General features: G+C 33.9%; 9 protein-coding genes. 7 read left to right on the top strand and 2 right to left on the bottom strand.

Going from position 1 to position 11,828, the window contains the following annotated elements:
• Positions 1-175 precede the first annotated feature (175 nt).
• A complete protein-coding gene (locus J6D32_RS12210; protein WP_155231467.1) occupies positions 176-337 on the top strand; it encodes a hypothetical protein in 162 nt (53 codons plus the stop codon).
• A gap of 509 nt (positions 338-846) precedes the next feature.
• Here J6D32_RS12210 and J6D32_RS12205 read toward each other — a convergent pair.
• Positions 847-2,331, bottom strand: coding sequence for a Ppx/GppA family phosphatase (locus J6D32_RS12205; RefSeq protein ID WP_238843629.1), 1,485 nt, complete (start codon positions 2,329-2,331; stop codon positions 847-849).
• A 211-nt stretch (positions 2,332-2,542) separates the two neighbouring features.
• Here J6D32_RS12205 and J6D32_RS12200 point away from each other — a divergent pair, with 211 nt between their 5' ends.
• From J6D32_RS12200 to J6D32_RS12175, 6 genes are all read left to right on the top strand, one after another.
• Positions 2,543-4,645, top strand: coding sequence for an RNA degradosome polyphosphate kinase (locus J6D32_RS12200; RefSeq protein WP_055163816.1), 2,103 nt, complete (start codon positions 2,543-2,545; stop codon positions 4,643-4,645).
• A gap of 294 nt (positions 4,646-4,939) precedes the next feature.
• On the top strand, positions 4,940-6,265 hold the full coding sequence (locus J6D32_RS12195; protein WP_129821580.1) for a WD40/YVTN/BNR-like repeat-containing protein: 1,326 nt from the start codon (positions 4,940-4,942) through the stop codon (positions 6,263-6,265).
• Positions 6,266-6,277: 12 nt separating this feature from the next.
• Entirely contained in the window at positions 6,278-6,727 is a 450-nt protein-coding gene (locus J6D32_RS12190; protein ID WP_195944022.1) for a GNAT family N-acetyltransferase, read from the top strand.
• A gap of 131 nt (positions 6,728-6,858) precedes the next feature.
• The gene (locus J6D32_RS12185) at positions 6,859-8,193 is read left to right on the top strand and encodes a hemolysin family protein (protein ID WP_055163810.1); all 1,335 of its coding nucleotides are present in this window, start codon (positions 6,859-6,861) and stop codon (positions 8,191-8,193) included.
• Between the two features lie 249 nt (positions 8,194-8,442).
• Complete coding sequence (locus tag J6D32_RS12180; protein WP_009607649.1) at positions 8,443-9,171, top strand: HAD family hydrolase; 729 nt, start codon at positions 8,443-8,445, stop codon at positions 9,169-9,171.
• A 22-nt stretch (positions 9,172-9,193) separates the two neighbouring features.
• The gene (locus tag J6D32_RS12175) at positions 9,194-9,826 is read left to right on the top strand and encodes an HAD-IA family hydrolase (RefSeq protein WP_055163969.1); all 633 of its coding nucleotides are present in this window, start codon (positions 9,194-9,196) and stop codon (positions 9,824-9,826) included.
• A 46-nt stretch (positions 9,827-9,872) separates the two neighbouring features.
• Here the strand turns inward: J6D32_RS12175 and J6D32_RS12170 are convergent.
• A partial coding sequence (locus J6D32_RS12170; protein WP_287467719.1) for a beta-galactosidase occupies positions 9,873-11,828 on the bottom strand: 1,956 nt, incomplete at its 5' end.

The raw sequence follows: 11,828 nt of genomic DNA, 5'->3' as shown, positions 1-11,828 counted from the left end.
GCGAAGCAGGTTTCCACTATAGATGGGGAGATTTCTACGTACTAAGTTGGGGCGATATATGGAGGAGTTGCGTCTTGAAGCTAGATTGATAGATAACCCTGCATTAAATATTTCTAATCCTCGATTACTCGGATTGAAATATTAATAATGCAGGATAAGATGGGGGGCCCCGGCAGTGAGCGAAGCGAACACTCCTCAATTGCCGGGGATAAACTCTAGGTACTTAGTAGAAGTTATCTTTAATAACTTCCTAGAGGAGTTGCGTCTTGAAGCTAGATTGATAGATAACCTTGCATTAAATATTTCTAATCCTGGATTACTCGGATTGAAATATTAATAATGCAGGATAAGATGGGGGGCCCACGGCAGTAAGCGAAGCGAACACTCCTCAATTGCCGGGGATAAACTCTAGGTACTTAGTAGAAGTTATCTTTAATAACTTTCTAGAGGGGGTGCGTCTTGAAGCTATAGATAACCCTGCATTAAATATTTCTAATCCTCGATTACTCGGATTGAAATATTAATAACGCAGGATAAGATGGGGGGGCCAGCAGTGAGGGAAGCGAACACTCCTCAATTGCTGGGGGATAAAGTCTAGATACTTAGTAGAAATTATCTTTAATAACTTTCTAGAGGAGTTGCGTCTTGAAGCTATAAAGTGAAAAATAACCTCAATCTTTTTATTGAGATTTACTTTTATTAAATGTTCTAATCCAATCTTTCTTATTTCCAGTTATCTAATCTCTTAACTAAAGCCAAAAGGAGTTATCTTCTTAGAAGATAGCTCCTTTTGTTTCAATAAGACTAAAAAAAGAGAAGCACTCATCAGAGGCTTCTCTTTTAAGGTTAAATTATGATTAATTTTAATGGTCGATTAAATTGCTCAAGGTATAGTGTGGATAATTGATTTAATCGGATTAAGTATGGGCTTGGAATGGTTTTAGAAAATTTAATACTGATAGTCTCTTCTGATACATCGATTGAATTAAATTCTGATTTAAGTGCATTTAAGTAAGAACAGAGTTGAACGATCAAACTTAGTTTTTTACAGTGTTCAAATTCTTCAGTTGATAGTAACATTTGATGTTCAGGTTCTATTTTAAGATTATATTTTTCGCCTGCACGTATTGTGTAAGCTGTCATTAATTGTTCTTTGACATTGAGTCCATTGATGCTAATGTTCATCAAGAGATAAAAGGTATGTTTTGAATTGTTTTGGTATGAAATAATTTGCCCGATGTCAGACAATTTACTACTGGCTTTTAAAATGTTTGTGGATGATAAATCGTTTATCTGAAGTTGATTCGCTAAAGTGATGGATGACTGCTTTAATCGATCATTATGATGAATTGGCAATCGATAGTGATATAAAAGATTTGATAGTGAGTAATCAAGGACTGACTGTGGTGGAATGTTCAGTTGATTAAAGATAACACCTTGTCTAATACCGTAGCGATTAATAATTAATGATTTTGAATCAATGTAATTAAAAAGTGATCTTATTGTCATTAAACATCCTAATACGATATCAGCTCGATCTTTAGAAAGTCCTTTTAACTCTTGACGATCTTTTAAAGTTAATGGAGCTAATAACTGATACATTTCTTCAAGGTTAGTGTCAGATAGGTGATACTGATGTTGTAACTTTAAAGAATCTCCTATTCGATTTCGATAGAGTTTACTGATGGTACGAATGGTACCACCAATTCCGATGACTGGAAGATGGATGGCATCTTTTAACCAGCTAATTTCCTCAAAGGTTTGTTTCATATGAGCATTAAATAATTTCTCTTTATCTTTGGTGAGTGATGAATCTAATTCAAAATTTTTAGTGGTGATGATTGCTCCAAGCGGTAGGCTAATCGCATGGATGAGCTGTTTTTGTTTAACGAGAACAATTTCCATGCTTGAACCGCCAATATCGATTTGTAGATAGTCTGATAAATCAATGGTGTGGTGAGTCGCTAAATAGCCATAGTAGGCTTCAAGTTCACCAGGTATTAATTCAATCGTGATATGGAGCTGATGTTGAAGTTGATGAATGATGTTTTCTGAATTTTTTAATCGACGCATTGTCTCAGTAGCAATTGCTTTGATATCAGTTACTTCTTCTACTTCACAAATGTGTTTAAAGTAGCTTAGAATATCTCTTAATTTATAAAATCCCTCAGTTGTTAAATCTTTCTTGGAATCGATAAATTGACCCATTCGAAACTGAATTTTTTCTTCATAAGTAATATCAAAATAACGCTCAGAATAAAGATTGGCAATTAATAATTTGATAGAGTTTGATCCAATATCCATAATACCTAGTTTTTTCAAATGAATCACACCTTTTTTATTTGATTTTAATGAAGTTAATTGTCTGATGATTATATATTATAACAAATATTTGCGAAAGATTTCGTCAAAACTCATTAAGGTGAATGATTAATGAAAAATAGACAAAAATATAACAGATAATTAACATTTAATGTCATATTTAGTAGTAATGTCTGTCTAGGAATGAATAATAATCACGATATGATTGGGAGGTAGTGAGATGACACTGATGATGGATCAACCGAGTCATTTTTTAAATCGAGAGTTAAGTTTACTTGAATTTAATCAGCGAGTATTAGAAGAAGCGAAAAATATTCAAAATCCTTTATTAGAACGAATTAAATTTTTATCTATTGTCAGTTCTAATTTAGATGAATTTTTTATGGTTCGGATTGCCGGTTTGTATGATTTGTGTCAAGCCAGTGTTGTGAGTGAAGATATTTCAGGACGATTACCTTATAAGACATTGAGAGAGTCTTTAGAAAAGACTCGGCAATTAGTAAAAGAACAATATGAAACCTATGATTTGTTAATGGAAAGTTTAAAAGATAAAGGAATTTATCTAGTGACGTATGAACAGTTAGATGAAAAGACTAAAAAAGAGATGGATGACTATTATCGTCATGAAATTTATCCTGTTTTGACGCCGATGGTGATTGATCAAGCAAGACCATTTCCACTTATCTCAGATAAAACATTGAATATTGGATTGTTACTTAAAGAGAAACTAGATGGTGATTTAGTTTTTGCAACCATTCAGGTTCCATCTGTATTACCGCGACTTGTTAGGGTACCAAGTGAAGAGGGCATTTATCATTTATTATTAGAAGATTTGATTAAGGCAAAACTGTCTGAATTATTTAGTAGTCATTATGTCTTACATTCATCATGTTACCGAATTACTAAAAATGCAGCGATGCATTTAGATGAAGAGGATGCTGAAGATTTATTAGAGACCATTGAACAATCTTTAAAGCAACGTAAGTGGGGTGAGATTATTCGAATCGAAATAGAGGATGCTCCTCCGAGAGAAATGATTGAGATTTTAGAAAGTGAGTTAGAGATTGAAGAGGATTATGTGTTTCGTGTTGATGGGCCAATTGATTTAACCTTCTTATCTAAATTGTCTGGAATTAAAGGTTATGAAGAGTTAAAATTTGAAAAATTAAAACCTCTTTATATTCCTGAATTAAAGGAACGGAATATATTTCAAGTGCTGAAGGAACGAGATGTTTTGTTACATCATCCCTTTCAATCATTTGATCCTATTGTTAAGATGATTCAAAAGGCAGCAGATGATCCGAAAGTTTTAGCCATTAAACAAACGCTATATCGCGTCAGTGGAAACTCACCGATTGTTGAAGCATTAGCACGGGCTGCTGAGAATGGGAAACAAGTGACTGTTTTAGTAGAGTTAAAAGCGCGTTTTGATGAAGAAAATAATATCCATTGGGCAAAGAAACTTGAAAAATCAGGATGTCATGTCATTTATGGAATGATTGGATTAAAGACACATTGTAAGATTTTATTAATCGTTCGTAAAGAGAAAACAGGATTGATGCGCTATGTTCATTTTGGAACAGGAAATTATAATGATGTAACGGCTAATTTCTATACGGATATTGGGATTATGACATCTGATATGCAGTTTGGGGAAGATGCGTCTATTTTATTTAATATGTTATCAGGTTATGCATCTGCACATGAGATGAAAAAAATTACGATTGCCCCTCATAAGCTTCGTCTTAAGTTTGAGCAGTTAATTAATCGTGAGATTGAACATGCGAAAAAGGGGAGAGAGGCTAAGATTATTGCGAAGATGAATGGGCTATATGATAAGCAAACGATTTTAAAGCTATATGAGGCTTCACAGGCAGGTGTGAAAATTGAGTTGATTGTGCGTGGTGTTTGTTCACTTCGTCCACAAGTTCCAGGGTTAAGTGAAAATATTACGGTACGAAGTATCGTGGGTCGATATTTAGAGCATAGTCGTATTTATTATTTTTATAATGATGGAAATGAAGAAGTTTATATTTCGAGTGCAGATTGGATGTATCGCAATTTAAGTAAACGGGTTGAGACAATGGGGATTGTTGAAGATAAAGAAATTTTGGAACAAATGAAGAAGATTTTAGAGTTATATCTTCAAGATAATACGAAGGCTTATGAACTCCAAGCAGATGGAAGTTATGTGAGAGTTCAGGATGAATTACATCAAGTACACGCTCAGTCTGAGATGGTGAAGTTGATGAAAGGCTCAAAGTCAAACCCCAAACGTTATGAAAGACTGATTCCAGTCGAACCTTTAGGTAGAACGAAATAAATCAATTTGAGCATCTTTTTCATTAAATGGAGAATAAGAAAAAGGAGATATCGAGTGGAATATCTCCTTTTTTCTTTGAGTCATTTTTAACGTTTATTATATATATAAATGGCATTAAATTTTTGGTGGCTAAACGTTTCACGCTAATATAGAAATTTGGGTGAGGAACGGATTTTGCTTAATAGTCTCATACTCAAAATATCAATAATCTTTTTCCTGTTAGAGAGGAATAAAAAGTAATGATTGAATCAGGTTAAGTTTAGCGATATGATTACTTTGTAAAGGGGTGGAAAGATGTTTAAAAATTTATGGCACAAAGATAAAGGCTTTGTGGTTGCGCTCGGGTTAGTTGGATGTTTAATATTAAGTGCTATTGGGTTTTATTTTTGGGGAACTGTGCCGATGATAGAACCTGTAGGCACTGAGATTGTCGTTCATCGAGGGGATAATCTAGAATCGATGATTCAAGTCTGGTTTAAATCATATATGGAAGGGTATGAATCTTTTTTAATTCCTGTTAAACAACAGATTAAGGGATATGAAGTTAAGTCGTATACGACATTAGAGACTGGAGATAACCCGGTCGTGCAAATTGATTTCACTATTTCTCCAAGAGTAAAGAATCAGGATTTAACATTAGCCTTTGAAGGATTTGAAGAAAAGGGTGAGATTCATTGTCAGTGGGTTTTATGGTTGAAGGAAAGTGTAGCACAAGAGGAGACATATATCATCACTCGAGTTGGACGTCGGGCACAATATGATGCCGAGATTTACTATGAAAGTGGAGAACAGGAAAAAGATGAGTATGAGCAAGAATTTATTGAGGAGATTCCATATACACAAACCATGTATACGTACAAAATTGATAATGAAAAATGTTATGTGAGTTATGATGGAGGGCAGATGTGGGTAGAGGTACCGATAGATTTAGAAACTTTAGTTAAGGTTTCGGATGGACATTCATCTTATAATAAGCTCCAAGAGGGGAGTTATTTGATTTCTCCAAATAAAACAGCTTTTGTTTTTGGAGGAGCTTATAACGCAGAGGAAAAAGGATTTTCTCCATTAAAATTAATTTATTCGAATGATCAAGGACAGTCTTGGCAGACGAGTGTCATAAGTTCTGAGGTTTCAGGTGTTCGTGTGAAATTTATAAGTTTTCCGACTTCATCTGTTGGATATGTTGTGGCGGCTTTTGGAAGAACAATGTCTCAGGAGGCACAAGCTATTTTTAAAACAGTAGATGGTGGTATAACGTGGGAATATTTTGGTTCTACTCCGCGCACGAGTTTATTACAAGCAGCGGGATTTATTACCGAAACGATTGGATTTTTTACATATCCTGTTGTAGAGGGAGCTGATACAAACTTTTATCGCACGGATAATGGTTATATATACAGTGAAATTAATCTACCTGTCATTGAAGTTGATGGACTTACACCATTTGTTCAACCTGAAATTCCATACTTTGAAAATGATGAATTATATTTAATGGTTGGACAAGGACCAGATAGTGATTATAAAGGCGGACGATTAATGGCTAAATTTAAATCAAATGATTTAGGAATGACTTGGGAGTTTGTTGAATATGTTGAGCCACCAGTAACAGAAATTGGATAGGGGGAGATTAAAATGAAGTTAATTTATCAGGCAGCGCAAGAGGAAGATATTCCCTCCATTTTTGAGTTAAATAAACAATTAATCGATCAATATGAGGATATTAAAATCATTGATTATGAGCAGGTTTTAAAGTGGGTATATCAAAAGATTGAAACCCATATTCAAGATTACCAAGTTATTTTTTTAGGAACGAATAAAGTGGGGTATTTTTATTTGCATGATGAAGATGGCAAAATGGAGCTAGATGATTTATATATTTTAGAAACTTATCGTGGACAGGGAATTGGAAGTCAAGTTTTAAGAGATTGTTTGACACAATCAAAACAGAGAAAACGAAATCTTTTTTTATATGTGTTTTCTCAAAATAGGAGAGCCATTTCTTTATATCAATCATTTGGTTTTGAAGTGATAAAAGCGATAGGAAAAACTCGTTACATTATGGAAGTTGAGCTCATAAAATAAAATAGAATTGATGCGAAATTAAGATAGTCTTTTTGTAATTTTTGTGGAATTTAATGGGTTATATCTTAATTTTTAGATTCAAACATGCTAGAATATCTATAAATTTTAAATCTAAAGGAGAGAGTATAGAGATGGACCCGGAACCGAGTCATTTAATTTCACAGTTTATTTTGATTGGAGTGTTAACTGCTTTAAATGCTTTTTTTGCTTCAGCTGAGATGGCGATTGTTTCTTTAAATCGTAATCGGATTAAAATGCTCGCAGATGAAGGAAATAAAAAAGCAGAATTATTACTAGGGTTGTTAGATGAACCAAATAAGTTTTTATCCACGATTCAAGTTGGAATTACGTTAGCTGGATTCTTTTCTAGTGCTTCAGCTGCAACTGGAATTTCAGATATAATGGGAAAACAGTTGATGCAGATAGGAATTCCTTATGCAGGGGAAATTTCTTTGGTTGTGGTGACGCTCATTTTATCTTATTTTACGCTAGTATTTGGAGAGTTATATCCAAAGCGGGTGGCACTAAAAAAATCAGAAGCGATTGCTATGTTCGCTGTTAAACCGATTGTTATGATTTCTAAGCTAACGAGACCGTTTGTTAAGCTATTATCGTTATCCACTAATTGTTTAATTCGAATTAGCGGAATGAATAGTGATGACCTTGAGGAAAATGTCTCTCGTGAAGAAATTAAGTCATTAATTGAAGCGGGACAGGAGCATGGGGTCATAAATGAAATTGAAAAAGAAATGATTAATAGTATTTTTGAGTTTGATGATAAATTAGCTGAAGAAGTCATGACTCCTCGAACCAAAGTCTATTTAATTAATATCGACCAACCTCTCGAAACTTATATTGATGAATTATTAGAAGAAAAGTATTCTCGTATTCCGATTTATGAAGGAGATATCGATAATATTATTGGTGTCTTGTACATGAAAGACTTTTTTATGGAAGCTTACAAAGTAGGGTTTGAAAATGTGGATATTAGACAGATTATGCACAAACCTTATCTGATTCCAGAACGAAAAAATATTGATCAGCTATTCAAAGAACTTCAAAAATCTAAACATCATTTAGCTGTCTTAATTGATGAATATGGTGGTTTCTCAGGAATTGTTACGATAGAGGATTTAATTGAGGAAATTATGGGGGATATAAACGATGAATACGATGAAGATGAACCTGACATCAAAAAAATTGATAATGAAACGTATTTAGTCGATGGATTGATTAGTATTAGGGATTTAAATGAAAGATTACATTTACAATTAGACGAAGAGTGTGAAGATTATGATACGTTAGGTGGATTATTGATTAATTTAATCGGTTATATCCCAACGGAAGAAGATCACCAAGTCATCGAATATCAAAATATTGTCTTTAAAATTGATCAGATTCAAGAAATGCGTATCCAGAAAGTAAAGGTATTACTTCCTGAATCGGTAGAAAAAATTAGTGCATAATAAAAAAATCTCCTATAGCTTTCAAAATAAAGTTTTAGGAGATTTTTTTTATTTTCTTCATCTATAAAATATGATACACTTTATGTAAGCGTTTTAAATATAAAGGTGAAATTTTTAAAAATTTTTGGGAGATAAACGTATCATGAAATAAAGGTTTCATTATTGATTCATTTTTGTTATAATAGTCGAAATACCTTGGGAAGACTAGTACTAAAATGAAATATAATTAAAAAGATAGGAGGTCATTTTATGACTAAAATTGCAGCATTTTTTGATATAGATGGAACGATTTATCGAGAAGGGTTAATTACGGAGGTTTTTAAAAAAATTATTAAATATGAATTAATTGAAGAAGATGTTTGGCATAACGAAGTCAAGCCCGTCTATTTAAAATGGGACCGACGTGAAGGAGACTATGATGAGTACTTATTGAAGATGGTCGATGCTTATAAACAAGCTATTTTAGGAGTTAGTAAAGAACATATCGATCACGTTGCACAAAAAGTCATTAACCAAAAAGGTGATCGTATTTATACATTTTCTCGTGAGCGTATGAAATGGCACAAGGAGCAAGGTCATATTGTGATTGCTATTTCAGGTTCGCCAATTGAATTAGTTAGTAAAATGGCGGCTAAATATAAAATGGATGATTTCAGAGGAACGATTTATGAAACGGATGAAGCAGGAAGATATAATGGTGAAGTGATTCCAATGTGGGATGCGGTTAGTAAGCAAAAAGCACTTCGTGAGTTAGTTGAAAAGTATGATATTGATTTAAGCCAAAGCTACGCCTATGGAGATACGACAGGGGATTTAACAATGTTCCATCATGTTGGAACACCATATGCGATTAATCCAACAAAAGAATTAATGATGAAGCTAATGGAAGATCCTGAATTAAAAGAAAAAATTAATGTGATTGTGGAGCGTAAGGATGTTAAATATAAATTAGATTTAAATCATATTGAATTAATTTAAGGATAAATGAGTAGGGACCATGATGATGATTAAACATATTATTTGGGATTTTGACGGCACACTATTTGATTCCTATCCGGGAATGGTCAATGCCTTTTTAAGAGCATTAAAAAAGTATGAAATTGAAGCTGAGTATGATGAGGTTTTAAAGCTATTTTTGAATTCTGAAAAAACAGCCGTTCAATATTATCAAAATCAGTTTTTATTAGGTGAAGAATTAACTGAGGTATATCAAGATGAAAAAAGTCACATTGATTTATCAAACATGTTACCATTTCCATATGCTAAAGAGGTTTGTCAAAGAATTAAAGAGGCGGGAAGATATAATTACATTTTGACGCATCGAGGGAGTACTACTTACGACATTTTAAGAAAGAATGGAATGGTCGAATTATTCACAGAGATCGTGACAAAAGATAATCAATTTGCGCGAAAACCAGATCCTGAGGCAATATATTACTTACTAGACAAGTATCAGATTCATCCAAAGGAAGCGATGATTGTTGGAGATAGAGAAATTGAAACTCTTCTAGGACAAAAGGCCAAGGTTAAAACGTGTTTTTATGAAAGTGGAAATAGAGAACCTGAATTGCAAGCAGATTATCGTGTGAAATCTCTTGAAGAGGTATTAACTATTTTAAATATTGAAAGTTAATCAAAAGGCTAGTTACCACAGGGATAGGTAACTAGCCTTTTGATATTTAGCCTTTTACAATTAAAACTTCAAATGGTTTTAAAATAAAGTTTTGGTGGATATCTTTATCAGTATCTACGACAGTGTAATGAGTTGGTAAAGCCTCCGCTTCTACTTCATGATTGTTAAAGTTTTGGATGAATCGATAGTTATCACGCGTTGAAACGATAACTCCTTTAGGAACATTGAAATCAGGGATCGTTGATAATTCAAGTTCCTGTACTAATTGAGAGTAGAAGTCATGGTAGAATGATTCTTCAAAACGAGTTGCGATATAGAACGCTTGTCCTTTACCGAAATGATTTAAGGTTAGGGCAGGCATTCCTTTGTAGAAGTCTTCATTGTATTTCATTAACGTTTGTGCGGTACTTGGGATGACTAAGTCACAAAGTTCTGATGAGGTGTAGCAGTCTTTTTCTGTTAACCAATGAGATGAGATAGAAGAAGCACTGTTGGTTTCTCCATCAAATAATCCATCAATTTCTTCACTGCGAAGACCCACAACCTCCATTAAACCGTGAGGGGTTCCTTCAAGGAAGCAAAGATCAGTTTCATTCACGATGCCACTCCAGTAAGTAGTCACGAGTGTTCCACCATTTGCAACGAATTCTTTAATTTTATTTTCAAATCCATATTTAAGCATGTACATCATCGGAGCGACAAATACTTTATATTTTGAGATATCACAGCTCATATCCACGAAATCAACTGGAATTCCCATTTCATAGAATGCCTTATAGTGTTCTTGAACCGTTTCTTTATAGTGCATTCCGATATTACGAGGTCCTTGCATATCATCGATTGCCCAGCGATTATCCCAATCGAATAAAATGGCAACCTCAGGATGAGTATTGGTTTTTAAAATATCTGATAATCCTTTTAGACGGGCCCCTAGCTCTTTGACGTCATTGAATACTCGTGTATCACTTTTTCCATAATGGTCGACTACCGCACCATGGAATTTTTCCGATGATCCACGGCTCTTACGCCACTGGAAGTATTGAACAGAGTTTGAACCGTGAGCAACAGCTTGCATAGAAGAAAGCATATGCATACCAGGTTTTTTTAGTTTCGCGACATTTTGCCAGTTTGTCATACTTGGCGTGCTTTCCATTAATAAGAAAGGTTCATTTTTAATTGAGCGCATAATATCATGCATCATGGCTGTATCGCAACTGATATTTAAATCACTTGATGTTGCTTTATGCCAAACCGGGTAGCTATCCCAAGAAACGATATCAATTTCATCTTTTAAATCGAAGTAATTAATTCCAAAGAAATAATACATCATGTTGATGGTTGTTGGTAATTTTGGATTAAATGGTTTAACACTATCACGCTCGTGACGAATAAAATCGATTGTTTGATCGCTAACGAAACGATTCCAATCTAAGTTTAAACCATGAACCATCATTTCACCATGTGGTGCGGGACTTTCGATTTGATCCCAAGATGTATAACGATGACTCCAGAATGTTGTCCACCAGGCATCATTAATAGCATCTAATGTTTTATATTTTTCTTTTAACCAATTTCTGAATGCTTCCTGGCAAAGTGGACAATGACATTCACCACCGTATTCATTTGATAAGTGCCATAAAATAACACCCGGATGATTGGCAAAACGTTTTGCTAACTCTCCATTAATTTGTGCCACTTTATCACGGTAAATAGGTGAAGTGTAACAGTGATTATGACGAAGTCCAAATAAGTTACGGACACGATTTTTTTCAACACGTAAAACTTCTGGATATTTTTGTGCTAACCAGTTAGGTCGTGCTCCACTTGGTGTAGATAAAATTGTATAAATTCCATTTTCATATAAACGATCAATGACATTAGCCATCCAATCGAAGTTATAAACACCTTCAACTGGCTCTAGCATTGCCCAAGAGAACATCCCGATACTAACGACATTACAGTTCGCTTCTTTCATTAATTCAATATCTTTAGCTAAGATATC

This window comes from Turicibacter sp. (genome assembly GCF_017941855.1).
In the GTDB taxonomy this organism is placed as follows: Bacteria; Bacillota_I; Bacilli_A; order MOL361; family Turicibacteraceae; genus Turicibacter; species Turicibacter sanguinis.
The sequence above is the reverse complement of the archived record's forward strand: the minus strand, read 5'-3'. Positions and strand labels throughout refer to the sequence as shown.

What these genes read in the sequence shown, in the direction of transcription:
- J6D32_RS12185 (WP_055163810.1), top strand. Translation starts at nt 6,859, where the DNA reads ATGGACCCGGAACCGAGTCATTTAATTTCACAGTTTATTTTGATTGGA.
- J6D32_RS12195 (WP_129821580.1), top strand. Translation starts at nt 4,940, where the DNA reads ATGTTTAAAAATTTATGGCACAAAGATAAAGGCTTTGTGGTTGCGCTC.
- J6D32_RS12180 (WP_009607649.1), top strand. Translation starts at nt 8,443, where the DNA reads ATGACTAAAATTGCAGCATTTTTTGATATAGATGGAACGATTTATCGA.
- J6D32_RS12175 (WP_055163969.1), top strand. Translation starts at nt 9,194, where the DNA reads ATGATGATTAAACATATTATTTGGGATTTTGACGGCACACTATTTGAT.
- J6D32_RS12200 (WP_055163816.1), top strand. Translation starts at nt 2,543, where the DNA reads ATGACACTGATGATGGATCAACCGAGTCATTTTTTAAATCGAGAGTTA.
- J6D32_RS12190 (WP_195944022.1), top strand. Translation starts at nt 6,278, where the DNA reads ATGAAGTTAATTTATCAGGCAGCGCAAGAGGAAGATATTCCCTCCATT.